The sequence below is a fragment of the Streptomyces sp. TLI_55 genome, assembly GCF_900206255.1.
Classification (GTDB): domain Bacteria; phylum Actinomycetota; class Actinomycetes; order Streptomycetales; family Streptomycetaceae; genus Streptomyces; species Streptomyces aquilus.
The window spans coordinates 6,876,237-6,896,029 of record NZ_OAOJ01000001.1; the positions used below are offsets into that span (position 1 = coordinate 6,876,237).

Genomic DNA, 19,793 nt, shown 5'->3' on the forward strand with positions numbered 1-19,793 from the left:
ATATTGATTCAATCAATATTGACAGCTAGCCAGTCAATCATCGACAGTCGAATCAAGTCCAGGGAGGAAACATGTCCGTCAACAGGGCCGCAACCACCCTCGTCGACGTACCGCGAGGACTCGCGGGCGTCGTCGTCACCGACACCGAGATCGGTGACGTCCGAGGGATCGAGGGCTTCTATCACTACCGCCAGTACTCGGCCGTCGAGCTCGCGCAGACCCGCGGCTTCGAGGACGTCTGGCATCTCCTGGTCCACGGCGAACTGCCGGACACCGTGCGGAGCGCGGCCTTCGCCGCCGAGACCGCGACGCTGCGCCGGCTGCCGGAGGGCGTCCGCGCGGCGCTGCCCGCCATCGCCGCAGCGGGTGTGAGCTCCGGGCCGCTCGCCGGGATGCGCACGGCGCTGTCGCTGCTGGGGGCGGCGAAGGGCTTCCGGCCGGTGTACGACATCGACGCGGGCGAGCGCCGCAGGGACACGATCGCGGCGGCCGCCGCCGTGCCCACGCTGCTGACCGCACTGCACCGGCTGGGGCAGGGACTGGAGCCGGTCGAGCCGCGCGAGGATCTCTCGTACGCGGCCAACTACCTGTACATGTTGACGGGTTCAGAACCGGAACCGCGACAGGCACGGGCGATCGAGCAATACTTGATCTCAACCATTGATCACGGCTTCAATGCATCAACCTTCACGGCACGGGTCATCACGTCCACGGGCGCCGATGTGGCGGCCTGTCTGGTGGGCGCCGTAGGGGCACTGTCCGGGCCGCTGCACGGCGGTGCGCCCAGTCGAGCGCTGGACACGCTGGACGCGATCGGAACGCCCGACCGCATCGATCCCTGGATCCGTGAACGGGTCATCGCGGGCGAGCGCATCATGGGCTTCGGCCATGCGATCTACCGCACCGAGGACCCCCGCTCCCGGATGCTGCGCGAGATCGCCCAGGGGTTCGGAGGGCCGCGCGTCGCTTTCGCGGTGGAGGTGGAGCGGCAGGTCGAGGCGATCCTCGCCGAGCTGAAGCCCGGCCGCGAACTCCACACGAACGTCGAGTTCTACGCGGGCGTGGTCATGGAGCTGTGCGGGCTGCCGCGCGAGATGTTCACGCCGACGTTCGCGGCGGGGCGGGTGGTGGGGTGGAGCGCCAACATCCTGGAACAGGCGCAGGATTCGAAGATCATCCGGCCGGTGGCGCGGTATGTGGGGCCGGGGGCGCCGGTGGCGGTGCCGGGTGAGGGGAGGGTCGCTTGACAGGGGTGTGGCCTGGAGCCGTTCTGGCGCCAGGCCTCATCGGTGGAGAGCGAGCAGGGACGGGGTGACGGACTGCTCGTCGGTAGGCGCCCGGGACGCATCGCGGTGACGTGCGGCTGGGCGGGGCTCTTTCACGTGACGAGTCCGGTGCGGACGCGCGCCCGTGCTTCAGGCGTCTGGGATGTCCGCTTTGGCGCGGACCAGGGTCTCCCGGCTCACAATGACGATGCGTTCGTAGTCGGCACGGGAGGCATCGGCGGGGAGTTCACCCTCAAGCGCCTCGGTGGCTTCGGTTCCGATGACGGCGAAGTTGCCGTCGCTCAGCTCGAACACGTCCGGGCAGCTGGCGCCCGTGTTGGAGCCTCGGGCGCTTGGAGGCACACCGATGCGGCGCATGATTTTCAAGGGGTATCGGTCCTTCGCATGTGTGGGGCACAGTGCTGGACAGAACCGTACGGGGTTAATGAGGGCTACGCGTTCACGCGACCAAAAGTCTCCGACTCGTGTTGTTGGTGTGCCTGGGCGATCTGATGGGCATGGGGCTGGCGAGGATCACTCGGTCGGAGGAGGCGAACCCACCACCCACCACTCCTCCGTGTCCGCCTCGTCGAGGTCCCTGACGAGCCCGTCGATCATGCGCCCGAGGGTCGCCTCGTCGGATGACTGCTTCAAGTTTGCCCGCTGGGCCTTCGACGCGTCCCAGTACTCGCGGAACAGGGGATTCTGGAGCAATTCGCGCATAGCTATGTAGAGTTCTTCCTGGTCCAGGACTTCGGCCCGGAACAGGTGGAACAGGTAGGCGTACCACGCGTTGGCATAGAGGAACTGGCGACGCTTCGCCGCCGGGATGCTCTTGTCATAGGTGTCGATCACCGCGAAGAGGGTGGGATCGTCGATCGCCCTGGACAGCAGTTCCCAGTGCATGCGCTGCTGATGTGCGAATCCCTTGCGTCGAACTGCCAGCGCCTCGAGTTCCAGTTGCCTCTCGTGCAGCCGCGTCTCGGCCAGGCGCCGTCGGCGCACTGCCATCGTCATCGTGGTGGCGGAAGCCAGGAGCGCAAGCGTGGCGGACCTCATCCTCCCCGAGAAATGCCTAAGTGTGGCCATGTCAACCCCCGAATCAGGCGGCCGTCCGCCGGTCGTCGGGGTGCGGGTCGACTGTCGGGGACCGGCGAGCGGTGGGCGGCGCTTGCCGTCTCCCAGGGTGCCGAGCGGCTCTGATCGGCGGGGGAGGCGGAGAGGAGGCGCACGGAAGGAAGCGAGGGTCGCACGAACCGGCGCCATGCCCAACGTCTGCCCCGCAAGCGCTGCTAACAATCGTTCACTTCGCGGTGATTCTTCCGGCTCGTATCCTGGTCCGGCATTCAAACCTCGTACATGCGCCGGAACCGCGATCCGGCGCGCGTACCAGCGCGAAGGAGGTCGCACGTTGCGTCAGCCGAGCCCCGGTCAGCGGCAGATCCCGGTCGTCGTCCTCGCCGGATTCCTGGGTTCCGGCAAGACCACCCTCCTCAACCACCTCCTCCACCGCAGCGGCGGCAGCCGCATCGGCGCGATCGTCAACGACTTCGGCGCCATCGAGATCGACGCCATGGCCGTGGCCGGTGCCCTCGGGGACTCGACCGTCTCCCTCGGCAACGGCTGCCTGTGCTGTGCCGTCGACGCCACCGAGCTCGACAGCTACCTCGAACGCCTCGCCCGGCCCGACACCGGCATCGACGTCATCGTCATCGAGGCCAGCGGGCTCGCCGAGCCGCAGGAACTCGTGCGCATGCTGCTCGCCAGCGAGCATCCCGGCATCGTCTACGGCGGGCTCGTCGAGGTCGTCGACGCCGCCGAGTTCGACGACACCCGCGTGAAGCACCCGGAGCTCGACCGGCATCTCGCCCTCGCCGACCTCGTCGTCGTCAACAAACTCGACCGGGCCGACGACCGTGACCGGGTGCTCGGCCTCGTCCACGACCTCACCGACCGCGCCGCCGTCGTCGTACCCGCCGTCTACGGGCGCATCGACCCCGAGTTCCTGTTCGACTGCAAGCCGAGCGAGGAGCGCGTCGGGCAGCTGTCCTTCGACGACCTCGATCACGGACACGACGCGGAGGGCCACTCCGGGCATCTGCACACCGCCTACGAGAGTCTGTCCTTCGTCTCCGAAGTGGCCCTCGACCCGCGCCGGTTGATGCAGTTCCTCGACAGCCGGCCCGAGGGGCTGTACCGGATCAAGGGGTACGTCGACTTCGGGGCGCACGACGTCCGCAACCGGTATGCCGTGCACGCCGTCGGCCGGTTCCTGCGGTTCTATCCCGAGCCGTGGGCGGGCGAGCCCCGGCTCACCCAGCTCGTCCTCATCGGCTCCGGCATCGACGCCCCCGCCCTCCACAAGGAACTGGAGGCGTGCAAGAGCGACGCCCCGCACACCGCCGACGAGCACGGCATGTGGGGCGTCCTGCGCTACGTACAGAATCCCGACGAGCAGGACCCTGAGGACCTCGGGGACCCGGGGTTCTAGACCGGCCCCGCCACCACCGACACCGTCTTCGCCAGCGACACGCCCGAACCGTCCCGACGCGGGTCGATCTCCGGGAGGTCGGCCGGGGTGCCGTTCTTCTGGGCCGCCTTCGCGGGGACGGCGCCCGCCCAGGCGAAGGACAGGCAGTCCTCGCCCTTCAGGAAGCGCTGGCAGCGCACGCCACCGGTCGCGCGGCCCTTGCGCGGGTACTGGTCGAACGGGGTCAGCTTGGCCGTCGTCTGGACCGAGTCGTCCAGCGTGCCGCGCGAGCCCGCGACCGTGAACACCACCGCGTCCGCCGCCGGGTCCACCGCCGTGAAGGAGATGACCTTCGCGCCGTCCGCGAGCTTGATGCCCGCCACGCCGCCGGCCGGGCGGCCCTGCGGGCGGACCTGCGAGGCCTGGTAGCGGAGCAGTTGCGCGTCGTCCGTGATGAAGACCAGGTCCTCGTCGCCCGTACGGAGTTCCACCGCGCCGACGATCCGGTCGCCGTCCTTGAGTGTGATGACCTCCAACTCCTCCTTGTTCGAGGGGTAGTCGGGGACGACACGCTTCACGACGCCCTGTTCCGTGCCGAGCGCCAGACCCGGGGACGACTCGTCGAGGGTGATCAGGCAGATCACCGTCTCGCCGTCGGTCAGGGACACGAACTCCGACAGGGGAGCGCCGCCTGACAGGTTCGGGGCGGAGGCCGTCTCGGGCAGCTGCGGCAGGTCCACGACGTTGATCCGCAGCAGGCGGCCCTCCGACGTGACCGCGCCGATCTCGCCGCGCGCGGTCGCCGGGACCGCCGAGACGATCACATCGTGCTTGACGCGCTTGCCGTCGGTGTCCGCCGGGAACGGCTCGCCGTTGGCCGTACGCGCCAGCAGGCCCGTCGAGGACAGCAGCACCCGGCACGGGTCGTCCGCCACCTGCAGCGGCACCGCGGCGGCGGGGGCGCCCGCCGACTCCAGCAGGACCGTACGCCGCTCGGTGCCGAACTTCTTGGCCACCGCGGCCAGTTCGGCGGAGACCAGCTTGCGCAGCTCCGCGTCCGAGTCGAGGATCGCGGTGAGCTCCTCGATCTCCGTGTTGAGCCGGTCCTTCTCGGACTCCAGCTCGATGCGGTCGTACTTGGTGAGCCGGCGCAGCGGCGTGTCCAGGATGTACTGCGTCTGGATCTCCGACAGGGAGAAGCGCTCCATGAGGCGCTCCTTCGCCTGCGCGGAGTTCTCGCTCTGCCGGATGAGGCGGATGACCTCGTCGATGTCGAGCAGCGCCGTCAGCAGGCCCTCGACCAGGTGGAGGCGGTCGCGGCGCTTGGTGCGGCGGAACTCGCTGCGGCGGCGGACGACCTCGAAGCGGTGGTCGAGGTAGACCTCCAGGAGCTCCTTCAGGCCCAGCGTCAGCGGCTGGCCGTCGACCAGGGCGACGTTGTTGATGCCGAAGGACTCCTCCATCGGCGTCAGCTTGTAGAGCTGCTCCAGGACCGCCTCCGGCACGAAGCCGTTCTTGATCTCGATGACCAGACGCAGGCCGTGCGCCCGGTCGGTCAGGTCCTTGACGTCGGCGATGCCCTGGATCTTCTTCGAGCCGACCAGGTCCTTGATCTTGGCGATGACCTTCTCCGGGCCGACCGTGAAGGGCAGCTCGGTGATGACCAGACCCTTGCGGCGGGCCGTCACCGTGTCCACCGAGACCGTCGCCCGGATCTTGAAGGTGCCGCGGCCCGTCTCGTACGCGTCCCGGATGCCGGAGAGGCCGACGATCCGGCCGCCGGTGGGCAGGTCGGGGCCGGGGACGTGCTTCATCAGGGTGTCCAGATCCGCGTTCGGGTAGCGGATCAGGTGGCGGGCGGCCGCGATGACCTCGGAGAGGTTGTGCGGCGGCATGTTCGTGGCCATACCGACCGCGATGCCCGAGGAGCCGTTGACCAGCAGGTTCGGGAACGCGGCGGGCAGGGCCACCGGCTCCTGCTCCTGGCCGTCGTAGTTCGGCGCGAAGTCGACCGTGTCCTCGTCGATCGACTCGGTCATCAGGCTCGTCGCCTGCGCCTGCCGGCACTCGGTGTACCGCATGGCGGCCGGCGGGTCGTCGTTGCCCAGGGAGCCGAAGTTGCCGTGGCCGTCGACCAGGGGGACGCGCATCGAGAAGGGCTGGGCCATGCGCACCAGGGCGTCGTAGATCGACGAGTCGCCGTGCGGGTGCAACTTACCCATGACCTCGCCGACGACGCGGGCGCACTTCACATAGCCGCGCTCGGGGCGCAGCCCCATCTCGTTCATCTGGTAGACGATGCGCCGGTGCACCGGCTTGAGGCCGTCGCGGGCGTCCGGCAGGGCTCGGGAGTAGATGACCGAGTACGCGTACTCGAGGAAGGAGCCCTGCATTTCGTCGACGACGTCGATGTCGAGGATCTTCTCCTCGTACGAGTCGTCGGGCGGCGGGGTCTTCGTGGTGCGGCGGGCCATCGCTGCCGGCTCCTCTTTTCTGGTCGCTCGCCTACGGGTCGCTCGCGTCCCTTCGGCTCACTCTTGCTCAAGCGTGAACGGGATCTGACGCGGACCATTGTGGACCCCGGCACTGACAACGCGGACGACGACCCGACGTCAGCTCTCCCGACGGTGGTTCACCCGCGCCGCACGGCGGCCCGTCCGCAGGCTACGGGATCTCGCTGTCGGCGTACGACCACCGGGAACTCCACCGGTGCCCCACACGCTTGCATACAGTGGCAGGACCGGCAGAAAAACGCGGTTACGGCAACCGCACCGCGATCGGAGGGACGTACATGCCCATGGGTCACACGGCCACAGACCAGGCAGGCACCGGAGGCCTGACAGCAACGGAGCACCGCCTGGCCAACGGGCTGCGCGTGGTGCTCTCCGAGGACCACCTGACCCCGGTCGCGGCGGTGTGCCTCTGGTACGACGTCGGCTCGCGCCACGAGGTCAAGGGGCGTACCGGTCTCGCTCACCTCTTCGAGCACCTGATGTTCCAGGGCTCGGGCCAGGTCAAGGGCAACGGCCACTTCGAGCTGGTGCAGGGCGCGGGCGGTTCGCTCAACGGCACCACCAGCTTCGAGCGGACCAACTACTTCGAGACCATGCCCGCCCATCAGCTGGAGCTCGCCCTCTGGCTGGAGGCGGACCGCATGGGCTCCCTGCTGGCCGCCCTCGACGACGAGTCGATGGAGAACCAGCGGGACGTGGTGAAGAACGAGCGCCGCCAGCGCTACGACAACGTCCCTTACGGCACGGCGTTCGAGAAGCTCACCGCCCTCGCCTACCCGGAGGGCCACCCCTACCACCACACCCCGATCGGCTCGATGGCCGACCTGGACGCGGCCACGCTGGACGACGCCCGCGCGTTCTTCCGGACGTACTACGCGCCGGGCAACGCGGTGCTGTCGGTCGTCGGTGACATCGACCCCGAGCAGACGCTCGCCTGGGTGGAGAAGTACTTCGGCTCCATCGCCTCCCACGACGGCAAGCCCGCCCCGCGCGACGGCTCGCTGCCCGAGATCATCGGCGAGCAGCTGCGCGAGGTCGTCGAGGAGGAGGTCCCCGCGCGCGCGTTGATGGCCGCCTACCGGCTGCCGCACGACGGCACACGCGAGGCCGACGCCGCCGACCTGGCGCTCACCGTCCTAGGCGGCGGCGAGTCCTCCCGCCTCTACAACCGGCTCGTGCGCCGCGACCGTACGGCCGTCGCCGCCGGCTTCGGGCTGCTGCGGCTGGCCGGAGCGCCCTCCCTGGGCTGGCTGGACGTGAAGACGTCCGGTGACGTCGAGGTGCCGGTCATCGAGGCCGCGATCGACGAGGAGCTCGCCCGGTTCGCCGCGGAGGGCCCCACGGACGAGGAAATGGAACGCGCCCAGGCCCAGTTGGAGCGCGAGTGGCTGGACCGGCTCGGCACCGTCGCGGGCCGCGCCGACGAACTGTGCCGCTACGCCGTCCTGTTCGGCGACCCGCAGCTCGCCCTCACCGCCGTCGACCGCGTCCTGGAGGTGACCGCCGGGGAGGTCCAGGCGGTCGCCAAGGCCCGTCTGCGCCCGGACAACCGCGCGGTGCTCGTCTACGAACCCGTCGCGGGGGAGCCCGCCGAGGACGCGGACCCGCCCGAGGACCCCGAGGCCGAAGCCACCGTCGAAGCCGGCGACAAGAACGAGGAGGCGGCCAAGTGACCGAGCTCGCCACGATGGAATTCCACCCCCAGCCCCAGGCGGGCGAGGCCAAGCCCTGGGCGTTCCCGGCCCCCACGCGCGGGACGCTGCACAACGGCCTCACCGTGCTGCGCTGCCACCGCCCCGGCCAGCAGGTCGTCGCCGTCGAGGTCCTCCTCGACGCCCCCCTGGACGCCGAACCGGCGGGCCTGGACGGCGTTGCCACGATCATGGCGCGCGCGTTCTCCGAGGGCACCGACAAGCACTCCGCCGAGGAGTTCGCCGCCGAGCTGGAGCGCTGCGGCGCCACCCTCGACGCGCACGCCGACCACCCCGGCGTCCGCCTCAGCCTCGAAGTCCCCGTCTCCCGGCTGCCCAAGGCGCTCGGACTGCTCGCCGACGCCCTCAGGGCGCCCGCGTTCGCGGACGACGAGGTCGAGCGCCTTGTCACCAACCGCCTCGACGAGATCCCGCACGAGCTGGCCAACCCCTCGCGCCGGGCCGCCAAGGAGCTCTCCCGGACGCTGTTCCCGGCGGACCTGCGCATGTCGCGCCCCCGCCAGGGCACCGAGGAGACCGTCCGCAACATCGACTCGGCCGCCGTACGCGCCTTCTACGAGAAGCACGTCCGCCCGGCCACCGGCACCGTCGTGGTCGTCGGCGACCTCACGGACGTCGACCTGGACGGGCTGCTCGGCGACACCCTCGGCTCGTGGACCGGCTCGGCGGGCGAGCCGCGCCCGGTGCCGGCCATCACCGCCGACGACACCGGCCGGGTCGTCATCGTGGACCGCCCCGGCGCCGTCCAGACGCAGCTGCTGATCGGCCGTATCGGCGCCGACCGGCACGACCGCGTGTGGCCCGCGCAGGTGCTCGGCACGTACTGCCTCGGCGGCACCCTCACCTCCCGTCTGGACCGCGTCCTGCGCGAGGAGAAGGGCTACACCTACGGCGTCCGGGCGTTCGGGCAGGTCCTCAGGTCCGCCCCGGACGGCACCGGTGCCGCGATGCTCGCCATCAGCGGCTCCGTCGACACCCCCAACACCGGTCCCGCGCTGGACGACCTGTGGACGGTGCTGCGCACCCTCGCCGCGGAGGGGCTCACCGACGCCGAGCGCGACGTCGCCGTGCAGAACCTCGTCGGCGTCGCCCCGCTCAAGTACGAGACGGCGGCGGCCGTGGCGAGCACGCTGGCGGACCAGGTCGAGCAGTACCTGCCCGACGACTACCAGGCCACGCTGTACCGCCAGCTCGCCGCGACCGGCACCGTCGAGGCCACCGCGGCGGCCGTCAACGCCTTCCCGGTGGACCGTCTGGTGACGATCCTGGTGGGCGACGCGGCGGCCATCAAGGAGCCCGTGGAGGCCCTCGGCATCGGTGAAGTGACCGTGGTGACAGCCGAGTAGCGGCACGCGCGCGTGAAGGGGCCCTGGTGACGAATGCGTCACCAGGGCCCCTTAATGTCCGAATAAGGAATGAATTGAAGGCTGGTTGGCCGTTTGCCCTGTGGGATGCGCTACAAACTGCCTGATCCGTTTGGGGATTGAAAGGGGCCCCGCTTAGCGTCGTCCGGGCTGTCCGTCAGGCAGTGCGCCGCACCCGCGGCACCGGACAGTCATCGCCGAGTCCCCGTACGGCGCGAGCCAGGGGAGCCGGGGACCCACGCAGTCCCTGGGGTGAATCGGACGCCCGCGCGTCAGCGAGGGGGTCCGTAGGAGACCTTCCTGCTCCGAACCCGTCAGCTAACCCGGTAGGCGAGAGGGAAGGAAAGGATCAGCCTCCACATGGCGTTCACGCGCCCCACCGGGAAGCATCGTGCCCCGAGCCGGATGAAGCGCACCACCGCCCGCGCTGCGGGGGTCGCGGCCCTCGCCACCACCGGCGTCATCGGCACCCTCGCCGCCCCGGCCCTCGCCGCGGAGCCCGCGGTCGAGCAGACCGGTCTCATCCCGGTCGTCACCATCGGCGACTCGGTCGCCGACCAGATCGACGCCCAGGCCGCCGCCCAGCAGCAGGCCGCCGAGGAGGCCGCTCAGAAGAAGGCCGAGGAGCTGGCCCGCAAGCAGGCCGCCGCCAAGGCCAAGAAGGAGCGCGAGGCCAAGGAGCGCGCCGCCCGCGCCGCCGCCGAGCGCAAGCGCCTCAACACCTACGTCGCCCCGATCTCGGGCTCGTACATCTCCACCGGCTACAAGGCCGGCGGCGCCGTCTGGTCCTCCGGCAGCCACACCGGCGTCGACTTCCACGCCGCCAGCGGCACCCCCGTCCACGCGGTCGGCTCCGGCACCGTCGTCGAGGCCGGCTGGGGCGGGTCGTACGGCAACAACATCGTGATCAAGATGAACGACGGCACGTACACCCAGTACGGTCACCTGTCGTCCATCGGTGTCTCGGTCGGCCAGACGGTCACCCCGGGCCAGCAGATCGGCCTGTCCGGCGCGACCGGCAACGTCACCGGCCCGCACCTGCACTTCGAGGCCCGGACGACTCCCGAGTACGGCTCGGACATCGACCCCGTCGCCTACCTGCGCTCGCACGGTGTGAACGTCTGAGGCACGGCGTGACCGCCGCCGTCCGACGGCGGACCGCAAGATCTCCCGAAACCCCGGCTCACCTGGCCGGGGTTTCGCCGTTTTCGGCACCCGGCTGTCCAAAAAATATGCATGGATTCCGGTCCGCCATCGGAAATTCCCGTTCCTTGCAATAGAGTCACTGAACACACGTCAATCGTCGACGTTTCACGGGGATTAAAGCGGAGGTCGGTCATGCGTATTCCGGCGCACTCGGTATGCACCGCGATCAGGGACGACATCGTCTCCGGTGTCCACGAGCGCGGCAGCCGCCTCACCGAGGAACTCCTCGCCCGCCGCTACGGCGTCTCTCGCGTCCCCGTCCGGGAGGCCCTGCGCACCCTGGAGGCCGAGGGCTTCGTGGTGACGCGGCGGCACGCGGGCGCGTGCGTGGCCGAACCGACCGAGCAGGAGGCCGCCGACCTGCTGGAGATGCGGATGCTCCTGGAGCCGCTCGGCGCCTCCCGGGCCGCCCAGCGGCGCACCGAGGCGCACCTGAAGGTCCTGCGCGGCCTGGTCAGGCTGGGGCAGGAGCGGGCCAGGCGCGGCAACAGCGAGGATCTGCGCTCCCTGGGCGGCTGGTTCCACGAGACGCTCGCCCAGGCCTCCGGCAGCCCCGCGCTGACCTCGATGCTGACCCAGCTGCGCCACAAGATCTCCTGGATGTACTCCGTGGAGGCGCCCGCCAACCCCGTGGAGTCCTGGGCGGAGCACGGCGCGATCGTCGACGCCGTGGCGCGCGGGGACGCGGAACGCGCGCGTGCGGTCACCGCGCTGCACACCGAGCGCTCGACCGCGGCGCACCGCCTTCGATTCCGCGCCGCGGGAGACCGGCCCGAGCGTGTGAGGAACTCGCAACATCCCGTAAACATGCCGAGCCTGCGGCATTAACACGAGGGCCGTATACAAAGAAGCAGTAATTCGCGGGGAAGTATTTCTGCTGCCCGCGAGAGGGAATTGGAAAGGGCCCGCCCGATAAACTCGGACGAGCCCTTCAGTGGTGCCGTGATTCATCCGGCGCCGATAAATCAGACGGTCTCGGGGAGCTCCTCGAGACCCTCGGAGACCAGCTTCGCCAGACGGTCGAGGGCGGCGTCCGCACCCTCGGCGTCCGACGCGAGGACGATCTCCTCGCCGCCCTGGGCGCCGAGGCCCAGGACCGCCAGCATGGAGGCCGCGTTGACGGGGTTGCCGTCGGCCTTGGCGATCGTCACGGGGATACCGGAGGCCGTGGCGGCCCGGACGAAGATGGAAGCGGGGCGGGCGTGGAGGCCCTCGGCCCAGCCGACGTTGACGCGGCGCTCAGCCATGTGATGCTGCCCTTCGGTGTTCAGGGTTGTCTAGACCAGTTTCCCACACGTGAAGTGTCTCCGGATCGGGTCGTACGTCCCGTCCGGGGTGGGTCGTCGGACCGCGGCCTCGGTCCGGCTTCCGTCCTCTTGCGATCCTGTTGCGCTCTCCACAGACTGCCTCGCGCCGTTGTCGTACGCGAGCCGTACTCTGGGGCCCATGCAGACCTCGTCGGACCGGCACGAGTACCCCGCCCACTGGGAGGCCGACGTGGTGCTGCGCGACGGCGGCACCGCGCGCATCCGCCCCATCACCGTTGATGACGCCGATCGCCTGGTCAGCTTCTACGAGCAGGTCTCGGACGAGTCGAAGTACTACCGCTTCTTCGCGCCCTACCCTCGTCTGTCCGCCAAGGACGTCCACCGCTTCACGCACCACGACTTTGTGGACCGGGTGGGTCTCGCCGCCACGATCGGCGGCGAGTTCATCGCCACCGTACGCTACGACCGCATCGGCGCCGACGGACTGCCCGCCTCCGCCCCGTCCGACGAGGCCGAGGTCGCCTTCCTCGTCCAGGACGCCCACCAGGGACGCGGCGTCGCCTCCGCCCTCCTCGAACACATCGGTGCCGTCGCCCGCGAGCGCGGCATCCGCCGCTTCGCCGCCGAGGTGCTGCCCGCCAACAACAAGATGATCAAGGTGTTCACGGACGCCGGGTACACCCAGAAGCGCAGCTTCGAGGACGGCGTCGTACGCCTGGAGTTCGACCTGGAGCCCACCGACCGCTCGATGGCCGTGCAGTACGCGCGCGAACAGCGCGCGGAGGGACGGTCCGTGGAGCGACTCCTCAAGCCCGGCTCGGTCGCCGTCGTCGGCGTCGGCCGCACCCCCGGCGGGGTGGGCCGCAGCATCCTCGACAACATCCGGGAGGCCGGCTTCACCGGCCGCCTGTACGCCGTGAACAAGGCCTTCACCGACAAGGAGATCGACGGCGTCCCGGCGCACCGCTCGGTGCGCGACATCGAGGGCCCCGTCGATCTCGCGGTCGTCGCCGTGCCCGCCGAGCACGTCCCCGAGGTCGTCGCCGAGTGCGGCGAACACGGCGTGCAGGGCCTCGTCGTGATCTCCGCCGGGTACGCCGAGAGCGGCCCCGACGGACGCGAGCGCCAGCGCGAACTCGTCCGGCACGCACGCGCGTACGGCATGCGGATCATCGGCCCCAACGCCTTCGGTGTCATCAACACCAACCCGGACGTACGGCTGAACGCCTCCCTGGCCAACGAGACGCCCCGCCCCGGCCGCATCGGCCTCTTCGCCCAGTCCGGGGCCATCGGCATCGCCCTGCTCTCCCGCCTGCACCGGCGCGGCGGCGGCGTCACGGGGGTCACCGGAGTGTCCACCTTCGTCTCCTCCGGCAACCGCGCGGACGTCTCCGGCAACGACGTCCTCCAGTACTGGTACGACGACCCGGACACCGACGTCGTCCTCATGTACCTGGAGTCCATCGGCAACCCCCGCAAGTTCACCCGCCTCGCCCGCCGTACGGCCGCCGCCAAGCCGCTCGTCGTCGTCCAGGGCGCCGGCTCCGCCCCGCAGGGGCACGCCGTACGGGCCACCCGGCTGCCGCACACGACCGTGTCCGCGCTGCTGAGACAGGCCGGCGTCATCCGCGTGAACACCATCACCGAACTGGTCGACACCGGCCTGCTGCTCGCCCGCCAGCCCCTGCCGCGCGGCCCGCGCGTGGCGATCCTCGGCAACTCCGAGTCGCTCGGCCTGCTCACCTACGACGCCTGCCTGTCCGAGGGACTCAGGCCGCTGCCCCCGCTCGACCTGACGACGGCCGCCTCGGCGCAGGACTTCCACGCCGCGCTCGCGCGCGTGCTGGCGGACGACACCTGCGACGCCGTCGTCGTCACCGCGATCCCGTCCGTGGGGGAGGGCGCCGCCGGTGACGCCGCCCTCGCCGAGGCGCTGCGGTCGGCGGCCGAGCGGGTGCCCGGCAAGCCCGTCCTCGTCGTCCACGTCGAGCTGGGCGGACTGGCCGAGGCCCTGTCGGCCGCCACCAGCACGGCACCGCAGGCCGCGACGCCGAGCGCCACCCACCCCTTCCGCGCCCTGGACCGCCTCGCCGCCAAGGACCCCGAGGAAACACCCGCCACCGGCCCCCGCCTGATCCCCGCCTACCCCGCCGCCGAACGCGCGGTCCGCGCCCTCGGCGAAGCCGTGAAGTACGCCCAGTGGCAGCGCGAGGCCGCCGCCCCCGGCAAGGTGCCCGAGTTCGAGAACATCGACGAGAAGGGCGCCGCCCAGCTCATCGACGGCCTCCTCACGCGCGGGCAGGGCCTCACGCTCGGCGCCGACGCCACCTGCGACCTCCTCGGCAAGTACGGCATCCCCGTCCACCGCGCCCTCCCCGCGCCCACCCCCGACGACGCGGCCGCCGCCGCGCGCGTCCTCGGCTACCCCGTCGCCCTCAAGGCCACCGCCCCGCACCTGCGCCACCGCGCCGACCTGGGCGGCGTCCGGCTCGACCTCGCCGACGAGGAACAACTGCGCCGCTCGTACGCAGAGTTGACCGAGCTGTTCGGCTCGCCCGACGAGCTGCGTCCGGTCGTGCAGGGGATGGCCCCGCGCGGCGTGGACACCGTCGTCCGGGCCGTCATCGACCCGGCGGCCGGTGCGGTGCTCTCCTTCGGGCTCGCCGGGGCCGCCTCCCAGCTGCTCGGCGACACCGCGCACCGGCTGATCCCGGTCACCGACCGGGAGGCGGCCACCCTGGTGCGGTCCATCCGGACGGCGCCCCTCCTGTTCGGCTGGCGCGGCTCGGCACCCGTCGACACCGCCGCCCTCGAAGAGCTGCTGCTCAGGGTGTCCCGCCTCGTCGACGACCACCCGGAGGTCGTCGCGGTCACCCTGGAGCCGGTCGTCGTCGCCCCGCACGGCCTGAGCGTCCTCGGCGCGTCCGTCCGGCTGGCGCCCCCGCCCGCCCGCGACGACCTGGGCCCGCGGACGCTCCCGGCGTACTGAGACCTTCGTGAGCGGTGCCTCGCAGTCAGTGCACCCCCGTAGGATGGACGTCATGGCCAAGACCAGTACGACGACCCAGGGGCTGCGCGCGGCGATCGAGCGCAGCGGCTACTACCCGGCCCTCGTGGCCGAGGCGGTGGAGGCCGCCGTGGGCGGCGAGCCCATGCGGTCGTTCCTGGTCCACCAGGAGACGACGTTCGACCAGAACGAGGTCCGGCGGCATGTGACCGTGCTCGTCCTCACCGAGCACCGCTTCATCGTCAGCCACACCGACGAGCAGGCCGCCGACAACACGTCCCCGACGCCGTACGCCACCACCTCCACCGAGTCGGTCAAGCTCGGCCGGATCTCGTCCGTCGTGCTCAGCCGCGTCGTCGCCAACCCGGAGCAGTACCAGCCGGGCACCCTGCCCCGCGAGGTCGTCCTGACCATCGGCTGGGGCGCCGTCTCCCGCATCGACCTGGAGCCCGCCGCCTGCGGCGACCCCAACTGCGAGGCGGACCACGGCTACACCGGCAGCTCGACGGCGGACGACCTCAGCCTGCGCGTCAGCGAGGCCGGGGACGGCCCGGAGACGGTGCGCCAGGCCCTCGCCTTCGCGCAGGCCCTCTCCGAGGCGACCGCGGACATCACCCGCTGATGTCCCACCTCTCCACCGCCTGGGACCCCCACCCGGAACCACTGGCCGTAGACTCCGCGCCCCTTCCCCAGTACGGCAGCGGCTCGCTCGCCGACCTCCTGCCCACGCTCGCCGCGGGCATGGGCGTACCCGGGACGACCGCGACGATCACCGAGCTGGTCCCCGCCGACCGGAACTGCGTGTTCCTGATCGACGGCCTCGGCTGGGAGCAGCTGCGCGCGCACCCCGAGGACGCGCCCTTCATGACCTCGCTCCTCGGCAGCTCCCGCGGCGGCACCGGGCGCCCGCTGACCGCCGGCTACCCGGCGACCACCGCGACGTCCCTGGCCTCGGTCGGCACGGGTCTGCCGCCGGGCGCCCACGGACTGCCCGGCTACACCGTGCGCAACCCGGACACCGGCGAGCTGATGAACCAACTGCGCTGGCAGCCGTGGACCTCGCCGCGCGTGTGGCAGCCGTACCCCACGGTCTTCCAGCTGGCCCACGACGCGGGGGTGCACGCCGCGCAGGTGTCCTCGCCGACCTTCGAGAACACACCGCTGACCAAGGTCGCGCTGAGCGGCGGCAAGTTCCTCGGCCGGCTGTCGGGCGAGGACCGCATGGACCTGGCCGCCGAGCAGCTGGCCGCCGCCGACCGCGCGCTGGTCTACACGTACTACGCCGAACTCGACGGCGCCGGCCACCGCTTCGGCGTCGACTCCGACACCTGGCGCGGCCAGCTCATGCACGTGGACCGCCTGGTCCAGCGGCTGGCGGAGCAACTCCCGCCCCACAGCGCGCTGTACGTCACCGCCGACCACGGCATGGTCGACATCCCCTTCGACGAACAGCACCGCATCGACTTCGACGAGGACTGGGAGCTGCGGGCCGGGGTCGCCCTGCTCGGCGGCGAGGGCCGGGCGCGCCATGTCTACGCCGTCCCCGGTGCCGCGAACGACGTCCTGACCTGCTGGCGCGAGGTGCTCGGCGAGCAGTTCTGGGTGGCCTCACGGGACGAGGCGATCGCGGCGGGCTGGTTCGGCCCGCACATCGACGAGCGGGTGTACGACCGCCTCGGCGACGTGGTGGCGGCCGCGCGGGACGACGTCCTGATCATCGCGTCCGAGCGGGAGCCGAAGGAGTCGGCGATGGTCGGCAACCACGGTTCGATGACCCCTGCCGAGCAGCTGGTCCCGCTGCTCGAAGTACGCTCCTGAAGCCCTCCTGATCCCACCCCTGCCGAAAGGTGCTCAACCCCCCATGCCCGAGCTGGTGTTCTTCTCCGGAACGATGGACTGCGGGAAGTCGACGCTGGCTCTCCAGATCGAGCACAACCGTTCCGCGCGCGGCCTGCAGGGCATGATCTTCACGCGCGACGACCGCGCGGGCGAGGGCAAGCTCTCCTCCCGGCTGGGCCTGGTGACGGACGCGGTGGAGGTCGAGGACGGCCAGGACCTGTACGCCTACCTCGTCGACCACCTCTCCAAGGGCGGCCGCGCGGACTACGTCATCGCCGACGAGGCCCAGTTCCTGGCGCCGGAACAGATCGACCAACTCGCCCGCGTGGTGGACGACCTGGGCCTGGACGTCTACGCCTTCGGCATCACCACGGACTTCCGCTCCAAGCTCTTCCCCGGCTCCCAGCGCCTCGTCGAACTGGCCGACCGCGTCGAGGTCCTCCAAGTGGAGGCCCTGTGCTGGTGCGGGGCCCGCGCCACGCACAACGCCCGCACGATAGGCGGCGAGATGGTGGTGGAAGGCGCACAGGTGGTCGTGGGCGACGTCAACCAGTCGGAAGCCATCGGCTACGAGGTCCTGTGCCGCCGCCACCACCGCCGCCGCATGACCTCGGCAACGGCGAGAGCAGCGGCACTGTCACCGGACGTACTGCCGGTCAACTCGGCTTAGAGGACGGTCCATTCACCCACGTCGTCGGCGAAGCCGCTGTCCAGGGCGAACTGAACGGTGACGATCCGCGACCCGTCCGACACCTCGAACGTGATGAAGCCCAGGGCTGTCTTGCCGGGGCGCACGGTGATGGTGGCGGGGAACGTGGGACCGGCAGCCGAATCGCCGAGGGTCGAGTCGAAGCGCTGCCCGGCCTTGTCGATCACGGTTGCCCCATTGGACGGGGAGTCGTTGTAGACGGCTTTCCCGGTGTTCTTCAAACGGAACTGAACGGCCACGTAGTGATTCCCCGCACCTGGCTGGAAGCCGTCGGGATCGGTCGGAGCCGGGTCGACAACCTTGGTGACGGTGACGTCGAGCCTTCTCGCCCGGTGCGTTTCCCGTCAGACGCACGGTGTCCCCCACGTGCGGGTCGGCAACAGGTGCCAGTGCCAGCGCGGGAGCGGCCAGCAGACAGGCCAACCACGGTGCGGTACGACGACGCATCGCTCCTCCAGGTGCTGCGGAGCGGCTGATGTCACCGTCGTCCGCCCTCAGGACGTCGCCTGCACCACCGAGAACCGCGCCCCTTCCGGGTCCGACACCGTGGCCACGCGGCCGTGTGAGGTGTCGTGGGGCGGTTCGAGGACGTGGCCGCCGAGGCCCGTGAGGAGCTCCAGGGTCTCGTCCGTGTCGGACACCTGGAAGTACGTCATCCAGTGCGGGCCCCGGTCGCGGGGGAGGGCGGTGCCGACGCCGTGGATGTCGGCGACCGGGTGGCCGGCGAGCTGGAGGGTGATGTGGTCGACGTCGGTGGAGACGACCGGCTCCTCGTCGTAGCCGAAGACCGTTTCGTAGAACTTGGCGACGCTCGCCGTCTCGAAGGTGAGCAGTTCGTGCCAGGCCGGGGTGCCGGGGACGCCGGAGATGGCGGTGCCGCGGTGCACGCCCGCCTGCCACACGCCGAAGACCGCGCCCGAGGGGTCGGAGCCGATCGCGAGGCGCCCGGCGTCGCCCGCGTCCAGCGGGCCCACGCCCACCGTGCCGCCGCACAGCCGTACCGTCTCCGCCGTCAGGTCCACGTCGTCCGAGGCGAGGTACGGCGTCCAGGCGATGGGCAGATGACGGTCGGGGGGAAGTTGGCCGATTCCTGCCACTTCGCGGCCGTCCAGCAGCGCGCGCACGTAAGGGCCCAGCTGCTGCGGGCCCGGTTGGAACTCCCAGCCGAACAGCTCGCCGTAGAACTCCTGGGTCGTGGTCAGCCCGTGCACCATCAGACTCACCCAGCAGGGTGTGCCGTTCGGGCCGGCCGACCCCCGTGCCTCGGTCATCGTCACTCTCTCCTCGACCCCTCGCGGTGCCGTGTCGCCGCTGTGCTCCGGACCCCGTGCCGATGCTCGCACCACCCGTGGTGCCGCGCGCTCCGGGCGCGCCGCTGCTCTCCGCCCGTCCCGCAGAATGCCCGGTGTGCGGTTGCGCGTCCTTTTCTGCGCGATTGCTGACGGATGTCGATCGGCTGTACAGCATGTGCCCGATCCCGTACGCCTCGTGATCGGGCCTGCCCGGCGGAGCAGAGTAGCCGGACATGGACGATGCGGCCACCCCGTGCGCGAGGATGGTGGCCATGAACGCCATCATCTCCGCATCCGAACTCGCGAGCGACTTGACCGGCTCGAACCCGCCGGTGGTCCTCGACGTCCGCTGGCAGCTGAGCGTGGCCAAGGCGGCCGGGGAGCCGCCCTTCGACGGCCGCGCCGCGTACGCGGCCGGGCACATTCCGGGCGCGGTCTTCGTTGACCTGGACCGGGAGCTCGCCGCGGCCCCCGGCGCGCGCGGCCGGCATCCGCTTCCCGAGGTCGCCGACTTCGGCGCCGCGATGCGCCGGGCGGGTGTCTCGGCCGGCACGCCGGTGATCGTGTACGACGGCGGACAGGGCTGGGCGGCCGCCCGCGCGTGGTGGATGCTGCGCTGGACGGGTCACCCGGACGTGCGGGTCCTCGACGGCGGGTTGCCGTCCTGGGAGGGGCCGTTGGAGACGGCCGAGCCGACTCCGGCGGAGGGCGACTTCGTGCCGCGGCCGGGCGCGGTGGAGCTTCTCGACGCCGACGGGGCCGCGGCTCTGGCCCGTTCCGGGGTCCTGTTCGACGCCCGCGCGGGGGAGCGGTACCGGGGTGAGGTGGAGCCGATCGACCGGGTCGGCGGGCACATCCCGGGTGCCGTGTCCGCGCCCACGACCGAGAACGTCGCCGCGGACGGCCGCTTCCTGCCCGCCGAGGAACTGCACGCCCGCTTCAAGGCCCTCGGCGTCTCCGACGACACCCCCGTGGGCGTGTACTGCGGTTCCGGCGTCTCCGGGGCGCACGAGGTGCTGGCACTGGCGGTCGCGGGCATCCCGGCCGCGCTGTACGTGGGTTCCTGGTCGGAGTGGTCGTCGGATTCGTCGCGGCCGGTCGCCGTGGGCCCTGACCCGCAGTAGCCGCCGTACGGTACGCATGAGGGC

General features: G+C 71.0%; 16 protein-coding genes, 1 pseudogene and 1 riboswitch. Of the genes and pseudogenes, 11 read left to right on the forward strand and 6 right to left on the reverse strand.

What is annotated here, in order from left to right; all coding sequences use genetic code 11:
• Positions 1–71: 71 nt before the first annotated feature.
• Positions 72–1,247 (forward strand): citrate synthase/methylcitrate synthase, encoded by a 1,176-nt coding sequence (locus CRP56_RS31715; RefSeq protein ID WP_097269781.1) that lies wholly within the window; start codon positions 72–74, stop codon positions 1,245–1,247.
• A gap of 168 nt (positions 1,248–1,415) precedes the next feature.
• Here the strand turns inward: CRP56_RS31715 and CRP56_RS31720 are convergent, their stop codons facing one another.
• Both CRP56_RS31720 and CRP56_RS31725 read right to left on the reverse strand, forming a co-directional pair.
• The gene (locus CRP56_RS31720; RefSeq protein ID WP_097269783.1) at positions 1,416–1,652 is read right to left on the reverse strand and encodes a hypothetical protein; all 237 of its coding nucleotides are present in this window, start codon (positions 1,650–1,652) and stop codon (positions 1,416–1,418) included.
• Positions 1,653–1,799: 147 nt separating this feature from the next.
• On the reverse strand, positions 1,800–2,282 hold the full coding sequence (locus tag CRP56_RS31725) for a DUF6082 family protein (protein ID WP_257041278.1): 483 nt from the start codon (positions 2,280–2,282) through the stop codon (positions 1,800–1,802).
• A gap of 394 nt (positions 2,283–2,676) precedes the next feature.
• On the opposite strand from CRP56_RS31725, the gene CRP56_RS31730 reads away from it, so the two are divergent.
• Positions 2,677–3,756, forward strand: a complete 1,080-nt coding sequence (locus CRP56_RS31730; protein WP_257041279.1) for a CobW family GTP-binding protein — start codon at positions 2,677–2,679, stop codon at positions 3,754–3,756.
• Here the strand turns inward: CRP56_RS31730 and CRP56_RS31735 are convergent.
• Positions 3,753–6,209, reverse strand: a complete 2,457-nt coding sequence (locus CRP56_RS31735; protein ID WP_097269789.1) for a DNA gyrase/topoisomerase IV subunit A — start codon at positions 6,207–6,209, stop codon at positions 3,753–3,755. The genes CRP56_RS31730 and CRP56_RS31735 overlap by 4 nt on opposite strands.
• A gap of 317 nt (positions 6,210–6,526) precedes the next feature.
• Between CRP56_RS31735 and CRP56_RS31740 the strand changes: the two genes are divergently transcribed.
• The 4 genes from CRP56_RS31740 to CRP56_RS31755 all read left to right on the forward strand — a co-directional run bounded on the left by CRP56_RS31740 (position 6,527) and on the right by CRP56_RS31755 (position 11,358).
• Positions 6,527–7,921, forward strand: a complete 1,395-nt coding sequence (locus CRP56_RS31740) for a M16 family metallopeptidase (protein ID WP_097269791.1) — start codon at positions 6,527–6,529, stop codon at positions 7,919–7,921.
• Entirely contained in the window at positions 7,918–9,306 is a 1,389-nt protein-coding gene (locus tag CRP56_RS31745) for a M16 family metallopeptidase (RefSeq protein ID WP_097269793.1), read from the forward strand. Before CRP56_RS31740 ends, CRP56_RS31745 begins: the two co-directional genes overlap by 4 nt.
• 203 nt (positions 9,307–9,509) lie before the next feature.
• A riboswitch (cyclic di-AMP (ydaO/yuaA leader) is annotated at positions 9,510–9,672 on the forward strand.
• A 12-nt stretch (positions 9,673–9,684) separates the two neighbouring features.
• Complete coding sequence (locus tag CRP56_RS31750; protein ID WP_097269795.1) at positions 9,685–10,449, forward strand: M23 family metallopeptidase; 765 nt, start codon at positions 9,685–9,687, stop codon at positions 10,447–10,449.
• 213 nt (positions 10,450–10,662) lie between these two features.
• The gene (locus tag CRP56_RS31755) at positions 10,663–11,358 is read left to right on the forward strand and encodes a GntR family transcriptional regulator (protein WP_059198591.1); all 696 of its coding nucleotides are present in this window, start codon (positions 10,663–10,665) and stop codon (positions 11,356–11,358) included.
• A gap of 137 nt (positions 11,359–11,495) precedes the next feature.
• Here the strand turns inward: CRP56_RS31755 and CRP56_RS31760 are convergent, their stop codons facing one another.
• Entirely contained in the window at positions 11,496–11,777 is a 282-nt protein-coding gene (locus tag CRP56_RS31760; RefSeq protein WP_079309245.1) for an HPr family phosphocarrier protein, read from the reverse strand.
• Between the two features lie 199 nt (positions 11,778–11,976).
• Between CRP56_RS31760 and CRP56_RS31770 the strand changes: the two genes are divergently transcribed.
• Genes CRP56_RS31770 through CRP56_RS31785 form a run of 4 tightly spaced genes read left to right on the forward strand, consistent with a single transcriptional unit; the run spans position 11,977 to position 17,314 of the window.
• Positions 11,977–14,787, forward strand: coding sequence for a bifunctional acetate--CoA ligase family protein/GNAT family N-acetyltransferase (locus CRP56_RS31770; protein ID WP_097269797.1), 2,811 nt, complete (start codon positions 11,977–11,979; stop codon positions 14,785–14,787).
• A gap of 43 nt (positions 14,788–14,830) precedes the next feature.
• Positions 14,831–15,427 carry a DUF5998 family protein gene (locus CRP56_RS31775; protein ID WP_097269799.1) on the forward strand — a complete coding sequence of 199 codons (597 nt, stop codon included), beginning with the start codon at positions 14,831–14,833 and terminating at the stop codon, positions 15,425–15,427.
• Positions 15,427–16,623 carry an alkaline phosphatase family protein gene (locus CRP56_RS31780; RefSeq protein WP_179851169.1) on the forward strand — a complete coding sequence of 399 codons (1,197 nt, stop codon included), beginning with the start codon at positions 15,427–15,429 and terminating at the stop codon, positions 16,621–16,623. Before CRP56_RS31775 ends, CRP56_RS31780 begins: the two co-directional genes overlap by 1 nt.
• Before the next feature lie 43 nt (positions 16,624–16,666).
• The gene (locus CRP56_RS31785; protein WP_097269803.1) at positions 16,667–17,314 is read left to right on the forward strand and encodes a thymidine kinase; all 648 of its coding nucleotides are present in this window, start codon (positions 16,667–16,669) and stop codon (positions 17,312–17,314) included.
• Here CRP56_RS31785 and CRP56_RS31790 read toward each other — a convergent pair.
• Positions 17,311–17,634 (reverse strand): annotated as a pseudogene (locus CRP56_RS31790) (DUF4352 domain-containing protein); the annotation flags it as partial. The gene CRP56_RS31785 and the pseudogene CRP56_RS31790 overlap by 4 nt on opposite strands.
• Before the next feature lie 213 nt (positions 17,635–17,847).
• Positions 17,848–18,624, reverse strand: a complete 777-nt coding sequence (locus CRP56_RS31795) for a VOC family protein (protein ID WP_097269805.1) — start codon at positions 18,622–18,624, stop codon at positions 17,848–17,850.
• A 293-nt stretch (positions 18,625–18,917) separates the two neighbouring features.
• On the opposite strand from CRP56_RS31795, the gene CRP56_RS31800 reads away from it, so the two are divergent.
• Positions 18,918–19,769 carry a sulfurtransferase gene (locus tag CRP56_RS31800; RefSeq protein ID WP_097269807.1) on the forward strand — a complete coding sequence of 284 codons (852 nt, stop codon included), beginning with the start codon at positions 18,918–18,920 and terminating at the stop codon, positions 19,767–19,769.
• Positions 19,770–19,793 lie beyond the last annotated feature (24 nt).